This is a genomic window from Streptomyces olivoverticillatus, assembly GCF_014203555.1.
GTDB lineage: Bacteria > Actinomycetota > Actinomycetes > Streptomycetales > Streptomycetaceae > Streptomyces > Streptomyces olivoverticillatus.
In genome coordinates this window covers 328,626-350,904 of record NZ_JACHJH010000005.1, presented here as the reverse complement: position 1 = coordinate 350,904, position 22,279 = coordinate 328,626, and the positions used below count along the sequence as shown (strand labels likewise).

Below are 22,279 nucleotides of genomic sequence, written 5' to 3'. Positions count from 1 at the left end.
TCCGTTTCGATGGTGTTCTGCGTCACGGCGACGAGTTGCCGGGCCGCGGCAACGCCGAAACCATGGACAGTGTGAGCGACGCACGCGCGGCCTCCGGGCCGCAGACGAGGGGCGATGCCTACATCCGCTTTCCCCACCTGCACGGCGACCTGCTCTGCTTCGTCGCCGAGGACGACCTGTGGCTGGCGCCGCTGGCGCCCCCCGCTTCGGGCGGGGGCACGACGGGGCGGGCGTGGCGGCTGACCGTCGACCGGACCCGGGCCGGGCATCCGCGCTTCTCGCCCGACGGGCGGCACATCGCCTTCACCAACTGGCGCAGCCTCGATCCCGAGGTCCATCTGGTGCCGGTCGAGGGCGGGCCCGCCCGGCGGCTGACGTACTGGGGCAGCACCGACACCCGGGTCTGCGGCTGGGCGCCCTCCGACCGCAACGGCGGCCACGACATCCTCGCCGTCTCCTCGCACGGCCAGCCCTTCTCCTACTTCTCGTGGGCCTACCGGCTGCCCGTCGACGGCCACCCGGGCCTTCGGCTGCCGTGGGGCCCGGTGGCCGACATCGCGATGCGCGGCACGGGGCACGCCCCGGGCGAGACCCTGATCCTCACCGGCAAGCCCCCGCACGAGCCGGCCTCCTGGAAGCGCTACCGCGGCGGGGCCACCGGCAGGCTCTGGCTCCAGGACCAGCGGCTGGTGCCGGAGCTGGCCGGGCACCTGGACTCGGCGATGTTCGTGGGCGACCGGATCGCCTTCCTCTCCGACCACGAAGGCGTGGGCAACCTCTACTCCTGCCTGCACGACGGCTCGGACCTGCGCCGCCACACCGACCACGCCGACTTCTACGCCCGGCACGCCTCCACCGACGGCTCCCGCGTGGTCTACCAGTGCGCGGGCGAGGTGTGGCTGGTGGAGGACTTCGGGCCCGGCGGCGTACCGCGCAAGCTGGACGTCCGGATCGGCGGACCGCGCGCCGGACGGCGCCCGTACCAGGTGCAGGCCGCCTCCAACGTCGTCTCGCTGACCGTGGACACCACCGGCCGGGCCAGCGCCGTCCAGGTGCGCGGCAGCCTCTACTGGCTCACCCACCGCGACGGCCCGGCCCGCACGATCTTCGACACCCCGGGCGTACGGGTCCGGCTGCCGGAGATGCTGGGCTCGACCGGGCGGGTGGCCTATGTGACGGACGCGGAGGGCGAGGACGCGATCGAGATCGCCGGGCTGCCGCGCGCGGCCGACGCCTCACAGCCGCGCCGCCTGGGCGCGGGCCACCTCGGGCGGGTGCAGGAGCTGCTCGCCTCGCCGGACGGCAGCCGGCTGGCGGTGGCCGCGCACGACGGGCGGCTGCTGCTGGTGGACGCCTCGCCCGAAGGGGAGGGAACGGTCGAGGAGTTGGTGAAGTCGGACAACGGGCCCGTGCGTGACCTCGCCTTCTCGCCCGACTCCGGCTGGCTGACCTGGTCGCACCCCGGCATCGGCCGCTCGCTGCGGCAGATCAAGGTCGCCAGGCTCAAGGACCGGCTGATCGTGGACGTCACCAACGGCCGTTTCGAGGACGAGCAGCCGGTCTTCACCCGCGACGGCCGCTACCTGGCCTTCCTCTCCTGGCGCGGCTTCGACCCGGTCTACGACGTGCACACCGGCGACCTGTCCTTCCCGCTGGGCTGCCGCCCCTACCTCGTGCCGCTGTCGTCGGCGACGCCGTCCCCTTTCGCGCTGACCATCGAGGGCCGCCCGGCGGGCGGCGGGCTGGACCTGGACGACGCCGGCGAGGGGGCCGAAGGTGCGGTGCTGGTGGAGGTGGAGGGGCTGGAGAGCCGGGTGACGCCCTTCCCGGTGGCCGCCTCCAAGTACTCCTCCCTCCACCCCGTCAGCGGCGGCGGGCTGGTGTGGCTGCGCTGGCCGATCTCCGGCGCGCTCGGCGAGACCTTCGCCAACCCGGCCGACATCTCCGGCCGGCCCACGCTGGAACACTTCGACCTGATCAAGGCCAAGCGCACCGAACTCACCAGCTCCCTCGACTGGTACGCGGTCAGCGGCGACGGCTCCCGCGTCGTCGTCTACGACGAGGGCGATCTGCGAGTGGTCCCCGCCACCGACCCCGGCGACGCGGACTCGACCGTCTACGTCGACATGCGGCGCATCCTGCACGACGTCGACCCGCCCGCCGAGTGGCGGCAGGCCTACGCCGAGGCGGGCCGCATCGTCCGCGCGTACTTCTGGGAGCCGGGCATGTGCGGGGTCGACTGGGACGGGGTGCTGGAGCAGTACCGGCCGCTGGTCGAACGGGTCGCCACCCCCGACGAGTTCGCCGACCTGCTGCGCGAGGTCCTCGGCGAGCTGGGCACCTCGCACGCCTACGTCACCCCGGCGCGGCGCAACGAGGGGCCGCCGCACTACCAGCGGGCCATCGGCCTGCTGGGGGCCAACCTGACGCACCAGAAGGACGGCTCCTGGACCGTGCGCCGCATCCTGCCCGGCGAGTCCTCCGACTCCAAGGCCCGCTCCCCGCTGGCCGGTTCGGGCGTCCGCGAGGGCGCGGCCCTCACCCACGTCGACGGCCGCCCGGTCGACCCGGTCACCGGTCCCTACCCGCTGCTGGCGGCGGCGGGCGGCACCACGGTGGAGCTGACCTTCCGCTCCCCGGAGGACGAGGGGCACGCACGCCGGGTGGCCGTCGTGCCGCTCGTCGACGAGCGTCCGCTGCGCTACCAGGACTGGGTGGCCAAACGCCGCGCGGTGGTCCACGAGCTGAGCGACGGCAAGTGCGGCTATCTGCACATCCCCGACATGGGCGGCTCCGGCTGGGCGCAGTTCAACCGCGACCTGCGGATGGAGATGTCGCGCCCGGCGCTGATCGTGGACGTCCGGGGCAACGCGGGCGGCAACATCAGCGAGCTGGTGGTGGAGAAGCTGACCCGCACCATCATCGGCTGGGACCTCACGCGCGACGCCCAGCCGGTCTCGTACGCCAGCAACGCCCCGCGCGGCCCGGTCGTGGCCATCGCCGACGAGATGACCTCCTCCGACGGCGACATGATCACCGCCGCTTTCAAGCTCCAGGGGATCGGCCCCGTCGTGGGCCTGCGCACCTGGGGCGGTGTGGTCGGGATGACCGGCCGGCACCGGCTGGTGGACGGCACCTCGATCACCGTGCCGATGAACGCGGCCTGGTTCCAGGCGTACGGATGGTCGGTGGAGAACCACGGCGTCGAGCCGGACATCGAGGTGGACCGCACCCCGGTGGACTGGGCCGAGGGGCGGCACAAGCAGCTCGACGACGCGGTGCGGCTCGCGCTGGACCTGCTGGACCGGCACGGCGCGACAAAGCCCCCGGACTACTCGGACGTACCGGTCCTGAGCCGGCCGAAGCTGCCGCCGCGCGGGTAGCGGGGCGCGTACGAGCGAGGGGCGCACCCGGTGGGTGCGCCCCTCGTGTCACTGCATGCGCGTCACCGCACGGGTGTCACTACATGCGTGTCACTGCAGGTCGTCGAAGTCGTCGATCTCGTCCAGGGAGCGCTGCTGTTGCTGCTGGCCCTTCTGCTGGGCCTGCTGACCCCGCTGCTGCGCCTGCTGCTGCCGCTGCTGCGCCTGCTGCTGGGTCTGCTGGCCCTTCTGCTGCGCCTGCTGGCCCTTCTGCTGGCCTTGCTGCTTGGTGTCCTGGATCTTGTCCTTGGCCTGCTGGCCCTTCTGCTTGCCTTGGTCCTTCATGGCCATGCTGGTTCTCTCCTCGGAGTGGGATCGGGGCACGTCGCTGAGCCCCGGAATCAGCGTGGCATGACGCCTCACACTGCGCATATCGGACGATTACGGTCAGCTACCGGGGCTCGGCCGCCCCGCGGCGCGCTCCTTCTCGTCCGCCGCGCCGCCCGCCCCCACCAGGGCGCCCCGCCCCCCGGCGGAGGAGGTCAGCAGCGGCTCCACCCGGCGCATCTCGCGCGGTCCGGCCAGTGCGACGAGGGCGGGGAAGACGGTCCGCACGCCCTGCATGCCGGGCAGCCACCACTGCCCGTACACATGCGCGGAGCGGCGCTCGATGCCCGTCACGATCCGGTCGGCGGCGGGGCCCAGGGGGTACGTGCGGTTGGCCGGCCAGGGCAGGCGCCGGCGCATCCGGCGCATGACCTCGTCCGCGTCGGCGCCGCGCACCATGTCCGTGTCCGTCCAGCTCAGATAGGCGACCCCGACGCGCACGCCCTTGTGGGCCACCTCGGCGCGCAGGCCGTGCGCATACGCCTCGACGCCCGCCTTGGAGGCGCAGTAGGCGGTCATCAGGGGCATCGGGGCCATCGCGGCGAGGGAGGCTATCTGGAGCAGATAGCCCCGGCTCTCCGTCAGCATCGGCAGGAAGACGCGGCCGGTGACGGCGGAGCCGACCAGGTTGACCTCGATCACGCGGCGCCATGCGACGGGGTCGGAGGCCTCCAGGGTGCCGCCGCCGGCGACCCCGGCATTGGCGACGACGACGTCCACCCGGCCGAAGCGCTCCTTGACCTCCCGGGCGACCCGGGCCATGGCCTCGTGGTCGGTGACGTCGGCGTGCCAGTGGGCGGCGCCCGTGCGCAACGAGGCGGCGACGCCCCGCAGTTCGTCGGGCTCCAGGCCGATCAGCGCCACGCTCGCGCCGCGCGCCGCCAGCTTGCGGGCGAGCAGTGCGCCGAGGCCGCGCGCCGCTCCGGTGACGACGGCGACCCGTCCGGTCAGGGGGCTCGGGCTCACGGTGCGGCCTCCACGGCGACGGTGCGGGCACGGACGCGGGGTTTGCGCAGGACCTGGTACTCGGCGATGTCCACCTGCCGGGTGGCCCGCCGGAACTCGGCCGTGGTGCCGGGCCAGACCGTGGTGTTGCGACCGGCCGCATCCAGGTACCAGCTCTTGCAGCCGGTGTTCCACACGGTGCCGCGCATACGCTGCTGGACCTTGCGGTTCCAGGCGCGCACGGCGGAGGGGCGGGCGTCCAGGGCGGCCTTGCCGCCGAGGGTGTCGAGCTGGCGCATGTAGTCGGCCAGGTAGTTCAGCTGGGACTCGATGATCAGGATCATCGAGCTGTTGCCGAGGGCGGTGTTGGGGCCGATGACGGTAAGGAGGTTCGGGAATCCGGCGGCGCTGGTGCCGCGCAGGGCGGCCATGCCGTCCTTCCACGACTCGGCGAGCGTGATGCCGTCCACACCGGTGATCACCTGGCCGATCGGCATGTCCGTCACATGGAAGCCGGTGCCGAAGACGATGACGTCCGCCTCGGCCTCGGTGCCGTCGGCGGCGACGAGCGTGGAGCCGCGCACCTCGGCCAGGCCGGAGGCGACGAGGTCCACATTGGGCTTGGCCAACGCCGGGTAGTAGTCGTTGGAGAGCAGGATGCGCTTGCAGCCGATGCGGTAGTCGGGCAGGAGCCTGGCGCGCAGCGCCGGGTCCGCGATCGCCTTGCGCATATGGGCGGCGGCCAGGCCCTCAAGGAAGCGGAGCCGGTCCGGCCACTTGGTGAAGAAGCCGACCTGCAACTCCCTGATGCCCCACAGCACTCCGCGCCGCAGCACCCGGGTAGCGGGCACCTTGGCGTGCAGCCACTGCTCGGCGGCGCTGATCTCGCGGTCGGCGCGCGGCAGCACCCAGGGCGGGGTGCGCTGGAAGAGGGTGAGCCGGCCGGCCTCCGGCTGGATCGCCGGGACGATCTGGATGGCGGAGGCGCCCGTGCCGACCACGGCCACGCGCTTACCGCGCAGGTCGCAGCCGTGGTCCCAGCGGGAGGAGTGGAAGACGGCGCCGGGGAACTCCGCGAGGCCCGGCACATCGGGGATCGACGGGTCGGACAGCGGCCCGGCGGCCGAGACCACGACGTCGGCGGTGTACTCGCCGGAGCCGGTGCGCACCTCCCAGTGCAGCTCGCCCGCGTCCCAGCGCAGGCCCTGCACCTCGGCGCCGAAGCGCAGGTGCGGCCGCAGCCCGAAGACGTCGGCGACGTGCTCCATGTAGGCCCGGATGTGCGGCTGGCCGGAGAAGGCGCGGGGCCAGGCGGAGTTGGGGGCGAAGGAGAAGGAGTAGAGATGGGACGGCACGTCGCAGGCGCAGCCCGGGTAGGAGTTGTCCCGCCAGGTGCCCCCGAGGGCATCGGCGCGCTCCAGGACCACGAAGTCGGTGATCCCCTCCCGCCGCAGCCGCACGGCCGCCCCCAGCCCGCCGAACCCGGCGCCGATCACCGCCACCCGCACATGCTGACGTTCACGCTCGGCCATTGCCACAGCCTCCCGGTCGACACACCGCTCGCCACCGTGCCAGCGATGACTGACACAGTGGTGAGCGTAAGGGAGAGGCCCGCCGGGCGTATATGGGTACGGGGAAGGGGAGTTACCGCGGGTTGCCGGGCACTCCGCTCCGGACGCCGGTCACGAACGCCGACCAGGACGACGCGGGGAAGATCAGGGCGGGGCCGTGGGGGTTCTTACTGTCCCGGACGGGGACGACGCCGGACGCTGCGCACTCTGGGGCCCATTCGACGCAGGCTCCGCCGTTGCCCTCGCTGTAGCTGGACTTCTCCCATATCGCGCGGGTGAGGTCGAGGGTGGTGCTCATGGGTGTAAGCCTCCATTACGTTCCGAATGAGGGAGAGTGAATCGGGAAGGGACAAGGCGTTGGCGCGCAGCCGCTCATAGGTCGCGCGCGCTTCGGTGACCGCTTCCGGTGAGTCATGCACTTGCCCCTGCATGTAGCTCTCTGCGTACAGGACTTCGATCCCGGCCTTCTGCCTGAGCAAGATAAACGGCGTCTTCCTTGCAGGAGTGCCACCGAGAGGGAACACCTGGACCGTGATGCGCGGGTGCTCTGATACGGCCGCAAGTTGCTGGAGTTGCCCCCGCATGACGTCTGGACCGCCCATGCCGGACCACAACACCGCCTCATGCAGGATCACCCACAACGACGGAGGGTTGGGGGCGTCGAACACCTCTCGGCGCCGCATACGGTCTTCAACCCGTTGCATGATCCGTGGCGCAGGGTCGTCCGGACGTGCCGCCCGGCAGACGGCTTCGGCGTACTCGGGGGTTTGAAGTATGCTCGCCACCAAGCCGGGCGAGTAGTCACAGATGGTCGCCGCTTCGCGCTCCAACTGAAGATACGGGATCCACCACGTCGGGCTACCGGCATCGGCCGCTCGCTGCCGCATGCGCGCATACAAACCCGGGGCGCCGAACACCTTGTCGCACTGCTCGGCGAACTGCGCGGAAGCGAGCTGCCTGCCGCTTTCCACCTTGCTGACGTAGGGCTGCCGGAAGCACAGCTGATCGGCAAGCTGGGCCTGGGACCAGCCGCGGGCCTCACGCGCGTACCTGACCTCTTGACCGAACGCCTCCGCCGGCGACTCCGGGTCGCTCATATGTTCAACTCCCGCCATTCCAGAAGCAGTTGGAATCCAAACTACCCTGGTCAGCGCATTGATGCCGGGTGGAATCTGAGCCTCACGATTGATGCCCGGCCGGGAAGGTCGGGACACACGGAGGCTCGAACAGAGTGATCATTCACCCGAACTTCATCGGCCTGGAGCCGTTGCCGCCCGTCCCCCACACGAGTGGCCCGCTGACGAACCCGACGCAGGCCGAGTGCACGGGTTGCGCCCGGTACCGCAGGGTCATCAAGGCGGTCGAGGAGGCGGCCGAGGGGCTGGAACGGCAGGCCAAGGACCAGATCCGCCGACGCAACCCCGAGGCGGCCGCCATGACTCACCGGGTGGCCGCCCAGTACCGCAAGCACGCCGACGCATACCGCGAAGCGTGGACAGCCCACGAGCAGCACCACCCGCACAAGGACGGCCGTTGGGTCGCCGGAAGCGCACACTCCGAACAACCGGCCGAACCGGGAAACGAATCCAAATCCCGGTAAAAGAAGGGGACTTGGACGGGGCGGCGCAAGTGACACACTCCGCGCATGAGCGCTGACGCGTACCGCCCGTACCAACCCTCGAACGACCCCGTCACGTGCATCAGGTGTCGCGGCATCGCTGTGATTCTGACCAGGGCCATGCACCCCCGCACCGGGGAAGATCAATGGCGGTTGACATGCCTTGACTGCCGGATCGCTTGGCCGCAAGACCAGCACGGGGGTTCACCGGACGAATACGCGTGACCGGAGTGCACCCTGAAAGGACAGCTGATGCGCCGCCGGAAGCGCGTGGGCACGCCCGTGCGAGTGCTGGTGCACCCTACGGCGCGCTACGTTGCTCGGACCGCGTACAGGAGGTGGTCCCGTGCTTCCGACGATGAAGGAGCATGGCTGTCCGCCGGTCTTCCATGTGACGACCGTGGATGAGGACGGCGTGGTCCAGGCTGAGAAATGCTCCCGATGTGGCTACACGCTCACATACGGGCTGGCGGGTACCCCTCCCGGGGACGCTCCCGATCTCAGGCGATACGGACAGATCAGGAAGGGGTAGTGCGATGCGGTGCACGAATCCGGGGTGCAGCGGCCAGATGCAGCGTGACCCCAACGACGATGAAGGATGGTACGAGTGCAACACGTGCCATATGCGCATGCAGTTCCAATGAACTCCCGCCCCCTGGGGGCGGAAGCCATTGAGCTGCCGTGCTCGCGCAGCGCGTCGTGCCGCTCAGGCGCCGAAGACCCCCGTCACCGGCGCATGGTCGCTCCAGCGCTCCGCATGTGACGCCGCCCGCTCCACATGCGCCTTCACTGCGCGCTCCGCGAGGCCCGGCGAAGCGGCGAGGTAGTCGATCCGCCACGAATCAGGAGGCACAACAAGCGTCGGCTAAAGCGGACCACGGCCCCGGCAGTCAATGAGGGCGACCTCGGCCTGTGCCCTCCGGCACGTGGCCGGCAGCAGTGCCCAAGGGCACAGAAGCGCTCACCGGCCCGAGTACGGACTGGTCACTGCCAGAAGATCTCTTCCACAACAATCTGTGGGTCCTCGGTCCGCCGCACGAACGTGTATTTCAACCAGCCGTGCCCGTTGTCGAAGTGCAGAATGCGAGGGCCTTTCGGATCGCTGGACCTGGCGGGTTCGACAAGCATGTCTTCGGACAGGCCGGCATCCGCATTGATCCCGCGGAAGTACGGGTCGTCCGCCGTGACCAGCTCTGCACGGGCTGCGTCGATCATCTTCCGCACGTGCTCAGGCAGCGCGTCGCGTGCGGCCTGGGCCTTGAGGGTCCAGTCCATCTGCCAGGGCGGCCCCATGAACCCGTTGGTCACTGGCCGGGCTCCGTGCGGGCTGCCATGTGGCGAATGCTGGACGCTTCTTCCAGGAGTGCTCTGGCTTCAGCCGGGTCGGTGCACTCATAGGCGGCGCGGTGTTCGAGGCCGGTGACGTGGGCATCGAGCTGCGGGTCGCGGGCGATTGCGTACTCGCCCCACCACCGGGCCATGAAGGCGGGCACGGTGCTGATGTCGTATGCGTCGGCGACGTACCGCTTCCAGTGCGCGTCGAAATCGGGCAGGAGCTGGGGAGCATGCTGGGCGATGGCTTCACGGAGGGCCTTCGGGGTTCTCTCCGGCATAGGCGGGATGCCTGGCTCACCCACGGCAGCTGTGGTCATCGTGCCTCCTCCGTCCGGCCTGTGCTTCCTGGTGCGGGAGACCGCCTGTGCAGCCTATCGCCGCGCAGGCCGTGGGCGAGGGCGCACAGGGTGAATCCGAGCTGAGCCCCGTCCGTTCGCTGCCCCAGGCGGGGCTTCTCGCTGCCGTGCGCTACATGCCGAAGACCCCCGTCACCGGCGCATGGTCGCTCCAGCGCTCCGCATGCGAAGCAGCCCGCTCCACATGTGCCTTCACCGCGCGCTCAGCGAGGCCCGGCGAAGCGGCGAGGTAGTCGATCCGCCAGCCCGAGTCGTTGTCGAAGGCGCGGCCGCGGTACGACCACCACGAATACGGGCCCGCCACGTCCGGGTGGAGGGCGCGGACCACGTCCACGTACTCCTCGAAGACCTTCGTGAGCCAGGCGCGCTCCTCCGGCAGGAAGCCCGCGCTCTTGCGGTTGGCCTTCCAGTTCTTGAGGTCGGCCTCGGTGTGGGCGATGTTCCAGTCGCCGCAGACCAGCACCTCGCGGCCTCCCCCATTGCTGAACGCATGGGAGGTACCCCCACCCGCGGCGCGGGCCTTGAGGCCCACCAGGTACGGGAGGAACTCCGCCATGAAGCGTTCCTTCTCGTCCTGGCGCTCCGTGCCGACCTCGCCCGAGGGCAGGTAGAGGCTGGCGACCGTGACGCCCGGCAGGTCGATCTCCGCGTAGCGGCCGCTGCCGTCGAATTCCGCCGAGCCGAAGCCGATCCGCACCGCGTCGGGCTCGCGCCGGGAGTACAGCGAGACGCCCGCGCGGCCCTTGGCCGCCGCCGGGGCGTGGACGACGTGCCAGCCGGCGGGCTCGCGCACCTCGTCGGGGAGCTGGTGGGGCTCGGCGCGCACTTCCTGGAGGCAGACGACGTCGGCGTCGGTCCGCTCCAGCCAGTCGGTGAAGCCCTTCTTGGCCGCGGCGCGGAGACCGTTGACGTTGGCGGTGGTGACGGTGAGCATTCCGGCACGATACCGATTTCCGTACGATTCCCGGATGCAGATCGTGCCCGTGACCTACGACCACCCCGACGCGGTGAAGCTCCAGGAACAGGTGCAACTGGAGTACGTGCAGCGGTATGGCGAAGGTGATCTCACCCCGATGGACCCTGTCCAGTTCGCCCCGCCGCGTGGCCTTTATCTCATTGCCTACGACGCGGTCGGCGACCCCGTGGCCACCGGCGCCTGGCGGTCCATGGAGCAGCACTCCGAAAATGGCGCGGGGTACGCGGACGGGGACGCCGAGCTGAAGCGGATGTACGTGCTGCCGCAGGCGCGCGGCCTGGGGCTGGCCCGGCGGATCCTGGCCGCGCTGGAGGACAGCGCCCGCGCGGCGGGGCGGCTGCGGATGGTGCTGGAGACGGGCGACAAGCAGCCCGAGGCCATCGCGCTCTACCTCTCCTCGGGGTACGCGCCCGCCGCGGCGAAGTTCGGGCTCTACCGGACCTACGACAGCAGCCGCTGCTTCACCAAGCCGCTGGCGGCCGACTGAGCCGGGCGCGCCCTCAGCCTTTGTGGCCGGCCGCGATCGCCGCCTCCACCTCCTCCCGGACCCGCTCCGCCGGGTAGCGCCGGACCTCGCCGTAGTGCTCCAGCACCCGGTCCACCGCCGCCGGGTCCTCCTCGCGCACCTCGGCCATCAGGACCGTGCTGCCCGGCGGCACCTCGGCGGCCAGCATCTCCAGGGCGGCGTTGGAGGCGGTGGCCTCGCGGGCCTCGTGCATTCCGCCGATCAGGCCGCCCGCCCCGAAGCCGATCATGACGCCCAGCGGCCCGCCCAGGATGCCGAGGAGGCCGCCGAGCAGCCCGCCCATGGCGAAGGCGTGGCCCGTGCCCGTGTTGTCGACGGCGTCGGGGAAGTCCAGGGCGCCCTCCGCGTCCCGTGAGATCACCGCGCCCTCGCGCAGGGAGACGGTCCCTTCGGCGTGCGCCTGGCGCAGGGCGTCCAGCGCGCGGTGGCCCTTGTGGGCACCGGAGACGTTGAGGAAGAGGACGTTGTCGTTCATGGCATCCACTCTTGGGCCTCTCCCCCGCCCGCGCACGTCAGTCGCCGCCCTCCGGATGCGCCTCCCGCACCGCCTCCGTCAGGTCCAGCGTCGCCTCGGCGCCCCCACCGGGCGGATTGGCGAAGGCCAGCCGGGCGCCGAGCACCCGCGCCTGGCCCGCCGCGATCGTCAGCCCGAGGCCCAGGCCCGCGCCCGATCCGGTGCGGAAGCGCTGCGGGCCGCCCGAGAGCAGCGAGCCGGGGAAGCCGGGCCCGCGGTCGCGGACGCGGACGACGCCGCCGTCGACCTCGGCGACGACCGGTGCCGAGCCGTGCCGGAAGGCGTTGGTGACGAGGTTGGCGAGTATCCGTTCGACGCGGCGGGCGTCGGTCTCCACCAGGCAGTCGCGCACGACGCGCACCTCGACCGGTCCGGGCCCGCCGTCCCCGGATCCGCCGTCCCCCGGCGCGGCCGACCGCACCGCACGCCGGGTCAGCTCGCCCAGCGCCCGTACCTCGCTCTCCGCGCGCTCCGTCGCGCCGTCCAGGCGGGCCACCTCCAGGACGTCCTCCATCAGCGACCGCACCCGCTGGGCCCGTTCGCGGACCATCTCCGCGGGGCGGCCCGGCGGCAGCAGCGCCGCGGCGGCGACCAGCCCGGCGACCGGGGTGCGCAGCTCATGCGCGATGTTGGCGGTGACCTCGCGCTCGGCCTGCAGGCGCGCGGCCAGCGCGTCCGCCATGGTGTTGACGGCCTGGGTCAGCCGGGCCACCTCGTCCTTGCCGCCGCGGGGCCGCAGCCGGGCGGTGAGGTCGCCGTCGGCGATGCGTTCGGCGATCCGGGCGGAGGCGTTGAGGCGGCGGCCGACGGCCGTGGCGAGGGCGACGCCGACGAGCGCCGCGAGGGCCGTGCCGAAGGCGCCGGAGAGCCACAGGATGTCGTCGAGGTCCTCCAGGTCGCGGGTCTGCCGGGTGTAGGGGTGCTTGAGGACCACGACGTCGTCGCCGACGCGCGTGGCCGCCCACAGGAACGGCTCGGCGCCGCTGCGGTCCAGGTACGTGGCGCGCTTGCCGTCGTCGACGGCCCGGCGCAGCGGAGCGGGCAGCCGGTAGGGGTTGAGGATCGTCCTGGGCCGGTCGATCCCGGCGGCGTGGTCCTCGGCGGCCGCGCCGAGCCGCTGGTCGATGGCCTCGCGGGCGGTGTCCAGCTGGGTCACGGCGGTGCGGTGGTGCACGACGAGGCCGATGAGGACGGCGACCAGCGCGGCGGTGGCGGTGATCGCCACCACGGTCTTCGTACGCAGTCCCATCGCTTGGCAGCTCCTCGTCGGCTCGCGGACCGGCTAGCGCCGGGGCACGTAGAGCCGCAGGTCACGCAGCTCGTTGTGCTGCTCGGGCGGTAGGGCAGCGGCCTCGATGGTGGCCCTGCTGTAGTAGGCGGAACGATCCTGCCGCACCAGTCCGCCGAGGGTGACCCTGACCTCGTACGGCTTGTCGCGGCAGGCGGGCAGGCACCAGCCGCCGGAGACGCCGCCGACGGCCTCGGCGGTCGGGCCGCCCCAGGAGCGCCAGCGCATGCCCGTCAGCCGTACGGACCCGCCGATCTCCAAGGACGCGGGGCGACGCAGCGGGGGTTCACCGGCGGCCTGGGCGACGTAGACCGGCCCGGCGGTGGCGGCGGGGGTCTGTGCGGGGCCGGCCACCTTGAGCCCACCGGGGTCGGCGCAGCCGCACAGCAGCCCGCCCAGCAGCCCGGCGGCAACGGCCGCGGCGACGAGTGTCGCGGTCAGGGGTCGCACGGAGTTCCTCACGCCAGGGGGACGGAAGCGGACGGGACGGGACGGGCAACTCTGCTGGACCGGACCGGGCTGGTGGATCGGCTGAATGGCCGTCACCAGGAGGGCTGTGCGGTTCCGTGGGGCCATTCGTGCCAAATGTAACCGGCGTGGCCGGATAGCCGCCCGCGCCCTTGACCGATATCCGCCGTGGGCTCATAGGATCACCGCGCTCCAGTGGACCGGTCCGGTCGCCCTCAGCGCCACGGTGGAGGTCACTCATGCACATCACCCGTCGCACGCTCCTCGGTGCCCTCGCCGGGTCGGCCGCCCTGGGGGCGGCAGGCGTCCCCTCCGCCGAAGCCCTGGCCGCCGCGGGCGAAGCGGGAGCCGCCGCGGCCGCGCTGGCCCGGCTGCTGCCCCGCCACCACGGTCAGGTCACCTTCCGCACCGTGCGCCGCCCGGGCGGCGCCGATGCCTTCCGCGTGTCCGGGCAGAGCGGCCGCATCACCGTGGAGGGCAGCACACCGGCCGTCCAGCTCACCGGCCTGCACTGGTACCTCAGACACGTGGCGCACGCCCACTTCTCCTGGGCGGGCGAGCAGACCCAGCTGCCCGAGCGCCTCCCGGCCGTCCGCTCCCCGCTCGCCCGCGAGGCGAACGTGGCCCACCGCTTCGTCCTCAACGACACCAACGACGGCTACACGGGCCCGTACCACGGCTGGGACTACTGGGAACGCGAACTCGACGTGCTGGCGCTGCACGGCTTCAACGAAGTGCTGGTCTACACGGGCGCCGACGCCGTCTACCACCGCACCTTTCTCGAACATGGTTACAGCGACGCCGAACTGCGCCGGTGGGTTCCCGGGCCCGCGCACCAGCCGTGGTGGCTGCTGCAGAACATGGCCTCCTTCGGCGGGCCCGTCTCCCGTGAACTCCTCGACCGCCGCGCGGCCCTCGCCCAGAAGATCGTGCGCCGGCTGCGCGAGCTGGGCATGACACCCGTGCTGCCCGGCTACTACGGCACCGTGCCGCCCGGCTTCGCCGAGCGCAACAAGGGCGCCCGCACCGTCCCCCAGGGCGACTGGGGCGGCTTCCGCCGCCCCGACTGGCTCGACCCGCGCACCCCCCACTTCGCCCGCGTCGCCCAGACCTTCTACCGGGTGCAGCAGGACCTCTGCGGCGAGAGCACCCTGTACAAGATGGACCTGCTGCACGAGGGCGGGAACCCGGGGGACGTCCCCGTCGGCGCCGCCGCCCGGGCCGTCGAGAAGGCGCTGCGCACCGCGCACCCGGACGCCACCTGGGCCATCCTCGGCTGGCAGGAGAACCCGCGCCGCGAGATCGTCGACGCCGTCGACCGCGACAGGATGCTCGTCCTCGACGGCATCTCCGACCACTACCCCAACGTCACCGACCGCGAGGCCGACTGGGCCGGCACCCCCTACGCCTTCGGCTCCATCTGGAACTTCGGCGGCCACACCGCGCTCGGCGCCAACGCCCCCGACTGGGCCGAGCTCTACCACCGCTGGCGGACGAAGGAGGGCAGCGCCCTCTCCGGCATCGCCCTGATGCCGGAGGCCGCCGACAACAACCCCGCGGGCCTGGCCCTCTTCGCCGACCTCGCCTGGAGCGACGCCCCCGTCGACCTCCGCGACTGGTTCACGCGCTGGCCCGGATACCGCTACGGCGGCGAGGACGCCCACGCCGTACGCGCCTGGGACGTGCTGCGCCGCACCGCCTACGGCACCTCCCGCACCGACGGCTGGAGCGAGCAGGCCGACGGACTCTTCGGCGCCCGGCCCGACCTGGCCGTCAACCGCGCCGGCACCTGGTCGCCGCGGCGGCTGCGGTACGACGCCGCCGAGTTCGACAAGGCCCTGCCCGCGCTCCTGGCCGTCGCCCCCGCGCTGCGCGGCAGCTCCGCCTACCGCCACGACCTCCTCGACGTGGCCCGGCAGTCGATCGCCAACCGCAGCCGGCAGCTGCTGCCCCGCATCAAGGCCGCCTACGACGACGGCAACCGCACCCGCTTCGGCGAGCTCACCCGCCAGTGGCTGGACTGGATGGACCTGCTGGAACAGGCCGTCGCGACGAGCGAAAGCCACCTGCTGGGCCGCTGGATCGCGGACGCCCGCTCCTGGGGCTCCTCGGACGCCGAGCGCGACCGCCTGGCCGCGGACGCGCTGTCCCTGCTGACGGTGTGGGGCCCGCGCGCCTCGGCCGACGGCGGCAAGCTGCACGACTACGCCAACCGCGAGTGGTCCGGCCTGGTCGGCGGGCTCTACCGGCTGCGCTGGAAGACGTACTTCACCGAACTCGACGCGGCACTCGCGGCGGGCCGGGCGCCCAGGCCCGTCGACTGGTACGCCGTGGAGGACCACTGGGCCAGGAGCCGTCCCACGACCCGGACCAGGCCGGCCGGGGACATCGTGCGCATCGCACGGACGGTCGCCTCACGGCTGTGACACGAGAGGCTGTGAAACGAAAGAGCGCCGGACGGGCCGCAGTCGGCCCGTCCGGCGCTCAACGGCACCGTGAGAACTACGCCGCGCGCTTCTTCGGCGTGCTGAGGGAGCCCTCGCCGCCCGCGAGCTTCCACTCGCGGTGCAGCAGATCCAGCGGGATCTTCCGCTCGAAGACGGGGGTGCCGAAGATCTTCAGCTGCGCCTGCAGCGCACCCGTCAGATCCAGGCCGCCGTACGCGCCCCACTTGCCGGAGACCGAACCGGTCCCGTCCGTGGCGCCCGTGGCGGTGGCCTCGCCCTCGGCCCGCAGGTACGGCGCCAGGTCGGCGCTCACGCCCACGACCCCGTACAGACCGAGGGACGCCTCGGCGCCCAGCGTCGCCTTGACCTTGCCCGACGCGCTCGCCGTGGCCCGCACCGGGCTGGCGTTGAAGTCGGCCTTGGTGATCGGCGACCAGCCCTTGCCCCAGGTGTAGCTGCCGCCGACCTTGAAGTCGCCCTTCATGTCCTGGCGGACGTCGACGCTGAGCTTGCCCTCGGCATCGACCTGCAGGTAGCAGGTGAGGTCGAGGTTGACCACGACGGGCACCGGCCCGACCTGGATGACCGGGTCGGCGTGCAGCTTGGCGAAGGGCAGCCGCACCGGCTTGTCCTGCGTGGTGGCGGCCGCCTGGCCCTTGAGCTCCCACTGCGCCGACAGGTCGCCGGACAGCGCCAGGGAGGCGGTGCCGGGCGCGTGGCCGAAGCCCTTGCCGTCGTAGGAGAAGTCGACCTCGGGGGCCAGCTGGACGAAGCCCGTCGCGGACGCCTCGGCCGTGACCGGGGAGCCCTTGGGCGTGGGGATCGAGGCGCCGACGTCCAGCCGCAGGCTGCCCAGGGGCACCTTGGCGCCCTGCGGGCCGACCTCGATGCCGCCGGGCTTGGTCCAGGAGGCCTTGACGCCCGGGAGGAGCGGCACGACCTTGACCGAGGACGGGTCGACGGGCACCTTGCCCTTGGCCTCGGAGTCACCGAGCAGCGCGTCGAGGGTGGCCGGGGCCGTGTTGACCTCGGTGCCCTCGTCGGTCTTGCCCAGCACCTGCGTGACCTTGGCCAGGACACCGTGGGGGGCACCCGGCGCCGGAGCGCTGGCGATGACGTCGCCGACGGCGACGTTCTTCTCCTCCGGCTTCTCCGTGGCGCTGGGCTGCGGCGCCACGCCCTTCCGCTTGGGCGGGACGGGCTTGGCGGCCGTGGCCGCCGGGGATATGACGGCGCGTCCGGTGCTCTGGTCGAACTTGGCGACCTTCAGCGAGGACTTGGCCGCCTGACGGCCGCCGCCGTCGGACGGATGGGCCACGGCGCTCGGCGCGCCCGCCCCGGCAGGCGCCGCGGCGACGGCGAGCTGCGGCGCGGCAGCGGTGGCCGCCACGGGTTCGGCGTCACCGCCCTTGCCCGCCGCGGAATTGCCCGAACCTGCACAGCCGGTGACGACGAGCAGGGACGCGGCGGTCAGTGCAGGTAAAGCGGCATACCTGATGGTTTTGCGCAAAGTTGATCCTCGGGAGCGTGAGGTGGGGGCGGCCCGCGGGGAAGTGACCCCACGGGCGCGCATCACACGGCAACGGGAAAGATGACGACCGCTCTTGGAGCTGCGATTACTCGCAGGTACACAGCGATCCGCATGATCGTGCCACGCGTCATCGAGGCGCAGAACTGTTTCTTCCGCCCGGGAAACATGATCTCCCTCACATGTCACCCGGGACGGAAAAGTCCGTTATTCAACCGCCCACTTGAGCGGCGCCGCGCTGAACCCCTTGGAGTACAGGACGTAGGCGACCTTCCTGCCCTCCGGCACCACGAAGGGCACGCACAGCGTGGGCTCGTCGCCCTTCTGCCAGACGGCTTCGGTGTCCTCGCTGTGGCAGTCGGCCGGCCTGCTGCTCAGGCCACCCATGAGGACTATCAGCCGGGTCCCCTGCTGGCCGCCCTCCATCTGCATCCCCACGTTGGTCGCAATCATGGGGCCCCTCAACGGGGTGTCACCGCCGACCAGCTTGGCCTTCACATACGCCCACGCCAGCGTGTAGCCCTTGTACTTCTGGTCCTTCAGCTCGTCGAGGTCGGCGGGCTTGCCCATCACCACCTTCTGCGGGGTGATGGTGAACTTGCCCGTCTTGTTGTACCGCTGGACCTCCTGCGTCTCCGGACTCGGCTGGCCGAGCTTGAGCGGCTGGTCGGCCTTCGCCGAGGAGCTGTTGGACCCCCCGCCCGACCCGCTCCCGGTGGAGCCGTCGCACGCGGTCAGCGACAGCGCGGCGAGCAGGGCCCCGGCGGCGAGCGCGGTGCGGCGGAGCGGCATGGCATGCGTGCGTGGCATCAGCAAGGATTTCCCCGTGTATATCGGTACTGCTTCCGTTCTCTTGGATCTCGGCTACGTTACGGGGGCTGCGTAGGGTGCAGTACGTCGGAGCGGAGCACGGGGGCGGCATGACGGGCGAAGGCGGGCAAACGCTGCGGCACGCGAACCCGCCGGGGCTGCCCGCCCGATGGCGCACCGTCCCCTACGAGCGCACCGTCCTCGGCGTCATCCACAACGTCACGTCCGCGACCCGGCTCATGGACCTGCTCTCCGTCTTCGACGGCGATCCTCGGGTGCAGGTCTTCTTCACCTGCGTCGGGTCCTCTCCATTCGCCCACGGAATCGAGGAATTCGCGGCGGCGCGCGAATTCGCATTGATTCCCTGGGGCGAGGCCCGGGCACAGGATTTCGACTTGGCGGTCAGCACCAGCAGAGGTGGAGATCTCCAGGAGATATCCGCACCGCTCATCGGTTCGCCGCACGGCGCTGGATACAATAAAAAACTCAGCCGGGAGCCGGGAGCCGGGAGCCGGGAGCCGGGAGCCGGGAGCCGGGAGCCGGGAGCCTTCGGCCTGACGGCCGAGTGGCTCGTGCACGACGGCGATGTGATTCCCTCCGCGATAGTCCTGTCGCACGAGGAGCAGCTGGAACGCCTGCGCAGCGGATGCCCGGAAGCAGTTCCCTTCGCCCATGTCATCGGTGACCCCTGCGCCGACCAGATCCGGGCTTCCGCCCCGTTCCGCGAGGATTACCGCGCATCCCTCGGAATTCACCCCGGCCAGAAACTGATACTCGCCACCTCGACCTGGGGTGGACGTTCCCTGCTGGGCACGGATCCCCATTTCCTCCGCCGGGTCCTCGCCGAACTCCCCCGCGACGAATACCGCGTCATCGCCGCCGTGCACCCCAATGCCTGGTACGGGCACGGCGGCCGCCAAATCCGTTCGTGGCTGGAGCCGTTCGTACGGGAGGGGCTCATCCTGCCCCGGCCGGAGAGCGACACCTGGAAAGCCGCGATATGCGCGGCCGACGCCTTCCTCGGCGACCACGGCTCGCTGACCCTCTATGCGGCCTCGTCCGGGCTGCCGGGCATGCTCGCCTCCTTCGACGACGACTGCGTGGCGGCCGGCTCGCCCATGGCGCGGCTCGGCCGGCTGCTGCCGCGCGTGCTCCCGTACCGGCCACTGCGCCCGCAGATCGAGCACGCCATGCGTCACCAGACCGGGGACACCCGGCTCGCCCAGGCCGCCGGGCTGGTCACCTCGCACCCCGGCGAGGCGCTCGGCCGGATGCGCACGCTCTGCTACGAGCACCTGAAGCTCGCGGAACCCTCGTGTCCGGCGACCGCGTTCCCCGTTCCGCTGCCGCTCACCGTGCCCGCCCCGCGCCGCCCTCCGGCCGCCCCGCCCATGTTCGTCGACACGCACTGCGTCGACACGCACTGCACGGCGGGCGACCGGCCCGCCGTGCGGTTCCGGCGCTACCCGGCGGCGCTCCAGGACGAGCCCGGTCCCCACCTGCGGGACCCGCACGTCGTGGTCGGGGAGGGCGAGCCCGAGCGGCGCTGGGCGAACGTGGCCGACATCGTCGTCGCCCGCCGTACGACCGAGCCCGGCCGGCTGTTCGCCCGCCACCTCGGCTGCGGCATCGTGGCCGTACCGGCCGCCGGGGACACCTGCACCCTGTTCCTGCGCGACGGGCGCGCGTACACGGCCCGTTGGCACCGGCCCGCGTGGTGGGCCGGACCCGCGGTGGCCGCGTCCGTGCTCTACGCCTGGCTGGCGGAGGACGGAGGCGACGGCGGCAGTGCCGAGATCACGGTCGGGTCGGGGACCGGCGGGTCACTCCTGTCCCTGCGCCGGACCGGCCAGCCGGCGGGCGGCCTGCCCGACCTCGATGCTGCCCAAGCGGCGGAAGAGGCCGAGGGCTGACTCCCAGTCGGCGCGGGCCCGTTCGGCCCGGCCGTCGGCGGCGTGGGCGTCACCGCGCGCCAGGTAGGCATCGGCCTCGTCCTTGGGGGCGTCGAGCCCGGCGAGGATCCCCAGCGCCTCCTCCAGGCGGGGCAGCGCCTCGTCGGGGCGGTCGGCGGCGAGGCGGGCCCGGCCGTAACGCAGCAGGCTCTTGGCCTCGTTGTGGCGGTCCGGCACGGGCAGGGCGGCGAAGCGGCGTGCCGCGGAGAGCAGGAGGCGGGCGGCCTCCTCGTGCTGCCCGGCGGCACCGGCGGCCTGCCCCTGGTGGTACTCCAGCAGGACCCGGCCCCGCGGATGATCCGTGTCCCCCAGCGCCCGCAGCGCCTCGCGGAAACGGTCGAGGGCCTCCAGCGGCCGCCCCTGCCGGGCCGCCACCTGCCCGAGGCCTTCCAGGGCCGAGGACTCCGTACGGGCGTGGGCGGCCTCCCGGGCGAGGGCGAGCGACCGGCCGTAGTGGCTCTCCGCCTCCGCCAGGTCCTGGGGGGAGCCCCGGTCGATGAGCGCGAAGGCCAGCTCGTAGTGCATGCGCGCGGGCGCGAGGGTGCCCTGCAGGTGCCCGGCGGCCTCCACTGCGCTCCGGCAGGCCTCGATCCACAAGGCGTGGTGCTTGTGCCGGAAGAAGAAGCCGTGCAGCGCCTCGACGAGCTGGCAGACGGTGTCGTACCGTCCGGCGGCGCAGGCGCGCTCGATGACGACGGCGACGTTCTCCCGGTCCCGCTCCATGGCGTCGAGGGCCTGCTCGCGGCTGTCGAAGACCCCGGAGAGCAGTTCCGGGCGGGCGAACACCGCCCCGTGGTGCCAGCGCGGGGAGAGCAGCAACTCCGCGGCGGCGGCGCGCCGCAGGTACCAGTCGGCCAGGAAGTCTTCGGTGGCGGCGCGGGCGTCCGGCTCCCGCCGGGCCAGCTCCCGGGCGTAGGCGTGGATCAGCCCGTTCATGCGGCAGCGCCCGCGGCTCGCGGGCTCCAGCAGGTGCGCTTCGAGCAGGGCCCGCCGGACGCGGCGGCCGTCCGCACCGCCACCGGCGAGCGCTTCGACCAGCTCGTCGGCCATATCCGTCGTCGGGTGCACGCCGAGCGCACGGAACGTCCGGGCGCCGTCCTCGTCCAGCGCTTCGTACGCCATCGCGAAGGCCGGGCCCACGGCCTCTCCGTCGGGCACGGCGAGCTCCTTCACCAGGGACGGCGGGTCGGTCAGCTGCCGGGCCAGCTCGGTGAGCCCGCCACCGAGGGGATCGTCGGCGAGCGCCCCCGCGATGCGGGCCGCGAGCGGCAGCCCGGCCAGGACCCGGACCACCGTGCGAAGTTCGGCCCCGTCCACGGTCTCCTCCCGTCCGGCGGAGCCGAGGAGGAGCCGGGCGCAGTTGTCGTCGTCGAGCGCGTCGAGGGGGAGGTAGTCGGGTCTGGGCATGTCGAGGCTGCGCAGCCCGCTGAGCCGCTGCCGGCTGGTGAGCACCACCATGCCCGCCGGGTGTCCGGGCAGCAGGTGGGGCACCTGTGCCGGATTGACCACGCCGTCGAGCAGCACCAGGCAGGGCCGGTCGGAGGTGAGCCACCGGAAGTGCACGGCCAAGGCATCCTCGTCGGCGGGCATTTCGGAGCGCGGGGTGCCGAGGGCGCCGACGAACGTCCGGAGGACGCTCGCGGGGTCGCTCGGCGACAGCCGTCCCCGCGGGCTGAGGTCGGCGTAGAACGTCCCGCCGGGGAAGTCCTCCTCCCGGCCGTCCGCCGCCGCCCAGTGCGCGAGGACGCCGGACTTGCCGACGCCGGGCAGGCCCGTGATCGCGACGACCTGTACGGACGTCCGCACGGCCCGGCGGCCGCTCAGTTCGTCCAGGGCGGCGCAGACGGGGTCGCGGTCCACGAACCCCTCGGGGGCGGGCGGGCGCATCCGCGGCACGCGCGGCGGCGTGACGGCGCCGTGGAAGTGCTGGGTCACCGTGGCGTACCGGGCCTGGATGGCCGTGCCGAACTCCCCGCCCGAGATGGTGTTGTCCACCGCGTTCATCCCGCCGCCACTCCCCCGCCCCGCCCGCCCGTCACGACGTCCGCAGTCTGACAGCCGACGGCCTGCGACATGACGGAATCCGGCCTCTCGGTTACGACCTCCCCACCCCGTCCCGACAGCCGCTTCGGGTCATCCCGCCCGTCTCGACAGCCCGGTATCGGCCACTCCCCCTGGAGCTGTTTCTTCCAACAC

General features: G+C 72.2%; 18 protein-coding genes and 2 pseudogenes. 5 read left to right on the top strand and 15 right to left on the bottom strand.

Annotation, left to right across the window (positions count from 1 at the left end):
• Window positions 1–62 precede the first annotated feature (62 nt).
• Entirely contained in the window at window positions 63–3,383 is a 3,321-nt protein-coding gene (locus tag FHS39_RS18770; protein ID WP_184350490.1) for a S41 family peptidase, read from the top strand.
• 90 nt (window positions 3,384–3,473) lie between these two features.
• Here the strand turns inward: FHS39_RS18770 and FHS39_RS18765 are convergent, their stop codons facing one another.
• From FHS39_RS18765 to FHS39_RS18750, 5 genes and pseudogenes are all read right to left on the bottom strand, one after another.
• Window positions 3,474–3,713: a hypothetical protein gene (locus FHS39_RS18765; protein WP_184350489.1), complete on the bottom strand. Its 240-nt coding sequence runs from the start codon at window positions 3,711–3,713 to the stop codon at window positions 3,474–3,476.
• 96 nt (window positions 3,714–3,809) lie between these two features.
• A complete protein-coding gene (locus FHS39_RS18760; protein WP_184350488.1) occupies window positions 3,810–4,715 on the bottom strand; it encodes a short-chain dehydrogenase/reductase in 906 nt (301 codons plus the stop codon).
• Window positions 4,712–6,226: a flavin-containing monooxygenase gene (locus tag FHS39_RS18755; protein ID WP_184350487.1), complete on the bottom strand. Its 1,515-nt coding sequence runs from the start codon at window positions 6,224–6,226 to the stop codon at window positions 4,712–4,714. Before FHS39_RS18755 ends, FHS39_RS18760 begins: the two co-directional genes overlap by 4 nt.
• 112 nt (window positions 6,227–6,338) lie before the next feature.
• Window positions 6,339–6,563 carry a DUF397 domain-containing protein gene (locus FHS39_RS25520; protein ID WP_246470336.1) on the bottom strand — a complete coding sequence of 75 codons (225 nt, stop codon included), beginning with the start codon at window positions 6,561–6,563 and terminating at the stop codon, window positions 6,339–6,341.
• Between the two features lie 82 nt (window positions 6,564–6,645).
• Window positions 6,646–7,362 (bottom strand): annotated as a pseudogene (locus tag FHS39_RS18750) (helix-turn-helix domain-containing protein); the annotation flags it as partial.
• A 134-nt stretch (window positions 7,363–7,496) separates the two neighbouring features.
• Here FHS39_RS18750 and FHS39_RS18745 point away from each other — a divergent pair.
• Complete coding sequence (locus FHS39_RS18745) at window positions 7,497–7,865, top strand: hypothetical protein (protein WP_184350485.1); 369 nt, start codon at window positions 7,497–7,499, stop codon at window positions 7,863–7,865.
• Window positions 7,866–8,589: 724 nt separating this feature from the next.
• On the opposite strand, the pseudogene FHS39_RS18740 reads toward FHS39_RS18745, so the two are convergent.
• The 4 genes and pseudogenes from FHS39_RS18740 to FHS39_RS18725 all read right to left on the bottom strand — a co-directional run.
• Window positions 8,590–8,721, bottom strand: a pseudogene (locus FHS39_RS18740) (exodeoxyribonuclease III); the annotation flags it as partial.
• A gap of 146 nt (window positions 8,722–8,867) precedes the next feature.
• The gene (locus FHS39_RS18735) at window positions 8,868–9,191 is read right to left on the bottom strand and encodes a hypothetical protein (protein ID WP_184350484.1); all 324 of its coding nucleotides are present in this window, start codon (window positions 9,189–9,191) and stop codon (window positions 8,868–8,870) included.
• Window positions 9,188–9,535: a hypothetical protein gene (locus FHS39_RS18730; protein ID WP_184350483.1), complete on the bottom strand. Its 348-nt coding sequence runs from the start codon at window positions 9,533–9,535 to the stop codon at window positions 9,188–9,190. The genes FHS39_RS18735 and FHS39_RS18730 overlap by 4 nt, the downstream gene beginning before the upstream one ends.
• A gap of 151 nt (window positions 9,536–9,686) precedes the next feature.
• Window positions 9,687–10,508, bottom strand: coding sequence for an exodeoxyribonuclease III (locus tag FHS39_RS18725; RefSeq protein ID WP_184350482.1), 822 nt, complete (start codon window positions 10,506–10,508; stop codon window positions 9,687–9,689).
• Window positions 10,509–10,542: 34 nt separating this feature from the next.
• Here FHS39_RS18725 and FHS39_RS18720 point away from each other — a divergent pair, with 34 nt between their 5' ends.
• Complete coding sequence (locus FHS39_RS18720; RefSeq protein ID WP_184350481.1) at window positions 10,543–11,037, top strand: GNAT family N-acetyltransferase; 495 nt, start codon at window positions 10,543–10,545, stop codon at window positions 11,035–11,037.
• A 13-nt stretch (window positions 11,038–11,050) separates the two neighbouring features.
• Here FHS39_RS18720 and FHS39_RS18715 read toward each other — a convergent pair whose 3' ends face one another.
• Genes FHS39_RS18715 through FHS39_RS18705 form a run of 3 tightly spaced genes read right to left on the bottom strand, consistent with a single transcriptional unit; the run spans window position 11,051 to window position 13,328 of the window.
• Entirely contained in the window at window positions 11,051–11,551 is a 501-nt protein-coding gene (locus tag FHS39_RS18715) for a DUF1269 domain-containing protein (RefSeq protein ID WP_184350480.1), read from the bottom strand.
• A 37-nt stretch (window positions 11,552–11,588) separates the two neighbouring features.
• The gene (locus FHS39_RS18710) at window positions 11,589–12,839 is read right to left on the bottom strand and encodes a sensor histidine kinase (protein ID WP_184350479.1); all 1,251 of its coding nucleotides are present in this window, start codon (window positions 12,837–12,839) and stop codon (window positions 11,589–11,591) included.
• A 33-nt stretch (window positions 12,840–12,872) separates the two neighbouring features.
• Complete coding sequence (locus FHS39_RS18705; protein WP_184350478.1) at window positions 12,873–13,328, bottom strand: hypothetical protein; 456 nt, start codon at window positions 13,326–13,328, stop codon at window positions 12,873–12,875.
• Between the two features lie 257 nt (window positions 13,329–13,585).
• On the opposite strand from FHS39_RS18705, the gene FHS39_RS18700 reads away from it, so the two are divergent.
• Window positions 13,586–15,772: an alpha-N-acetylglucosaminidase gene (locus FHS39_RS18700; protein ID WP_184350477.1), complete on the top strand. Its 2,187-nt coding sequence runs from the start codon at window positions 13,586–13,588 to the stop codon at window positions 15,770–15,772.
• 76 nt (window positions 15,773–15,848) lie between these two features.
• On the opposite strand, the gene FHS39_RS18695 is transcribed toward FHS39_RS18700, so the two are convergent.
• Both FHS39_RS18695 and FHS39_RS18690 read right to left on the bottom strand, forming a co-directional pair.
• Complete coding sequence (locus FHS39_RS18695) at window positions 15,849–17,303, bottom strand: translocation/assembly module TamB domain-containing protein (protein WP_184350476.1); 1,455 nt, start codon at window positions 17,301–17,303, stop codon at window positions 15,849–15,851.
• A 225-nt stretch (window positions 17,304–17,528) separates the two neighbouring features.
• On the bottom strand, window positions 17,529–18,131 hold the full coding sequence (locus FHS39_RS18690) for a hypothetical protein (RefSeq protein ID WP_184350475.1): 603 nt from the start codon (window positions 18,129–18,131) through the stop codon (window positions 17,529–17,531).
• A gap of 110 nt (window positions 18,132–18,241) precedes the next feature.
• On the opposite strand from FHS39_RS18690, the gene FHS39_RS18685 reads away from it, so the two are divergent.
• Entirely contained in the window at window positions 18,242–20,044 is a 1,803-nt protein-coding gene (locus FHS39_RS18685; protein WP_184350474.1) for a hypothetical protein, read from the top strand.
• On the opposite strand, the gene FHS39_RS18680 is transcribed toward FHS39_RS18685, so the two are convergent.
• Window positions 19,955–22,087 carry a tetratricopeptide repeat protein gene (locus tag FHS39_RS18680; protein WP_184350473.1) on the bottom strand — a complete coding sequence of 711 codons (2,133 nt, stop codon included), beginning with the start codon at window positions 22,085–22,087 and terminating at the stop codon, window positions 19,955–19,957. The two genes, FHS39_RS18685 and FHS39_RS18680, sit on opposite strands and share 90 nt — an antisense overlap.
• Window positions 22,088–22,279 lie beyond the last annotated feature (192 nt).

Coding starts and splice junctions, on each gene's coding strand:
- FHS39_RS18770 (WP_184350490.1), top strand. CDS start 63: ATGGACAGTGTGAGCGACGCACGCGCGGCCTCCGGGCCGCAGACGAGG.
- FHS39_RS18765 (WP_184350489.1), bottom strand. CDS start 3,713: ATGGCCATGAAGGACCAAGGCAAGCAGAAGGGCCAGCAGGCCAAGGAC.
- FHS39_RS18755 (WP_184350487.1), bottom strand. CDS start 6,226: ATGGCCGAGCGTGAACGTCAGCATGTGCGGGTGGCGGTGATCGGCGCC.
- FHS39_RS25520 (WP_246470336.1), bottom strand. CDS start 6,563: ATGAGCACCACCCTCGACCTCACCCGCGCGATATGGGAGAAGTCCAGC.
- FHS39_RS18730 (WP_184350483.1), bottom strand. CDS start 9,535: ATGACCACAGCTGCCGTGGGTGAGCCAGGCATCCCGCCTATGCCGGAG.
- FHS39_RS18725 (WP_184350482.1), bottom strand. CDS start 10,508: ATGCTCACCGTCACCACCGCCAACGTCAACGGTCTCCGCGCCGCGGCC.
- FHS39_RS18720 (WP_184350481.1), top strand. CDS start 10,543: ATGCAGATCGTGCCCGTGACCTACGACCACCCCGACGCGGTGAAGCTC.
- FHS39_RS18715 (WP_184350480.1), bottom strand. CDS start 11,551: ATGAACGACAACGTCCTCTTCCTCAACGTCTCCGGTGCCCACAAGGGC.
- FHS39_RS18710 (WP_184350479.1), bottom strand. CDS start 12,839: ATGGGACTGCGTACGAAGACCGTGGTGGCGATCACCGCCACCGCCGCG.
- FHS39_RS18700 (WP_184350477.1), top strand. CDS start 13,586: ATGCACATCACCCGTCGCACGCTCCTCGGTGCCCTCGCCGGGTCGGCC.
- FHS39_RS18690 (WP_184350475.1), bottom strand. CDS start 18,131: ATGCCACGCACGCATGCCATGCCGCTCCGCCGCACCGCGCTCGCCGCC.
- FHS39_RS18685 (WP_184350474.1), top strand. CDS start 18,242: ATGACGGGCGAAGGCGGGCAAACGCTGCGGCACGCGAACCCGCCGGGG.
- FHS39_RS18680 (WP_184350473.1), bottom strand. CDS start 22,087: ATGAACGCGGTGGACAACACCATCTCGGGCGGGGAGTTCGGCACGGCC.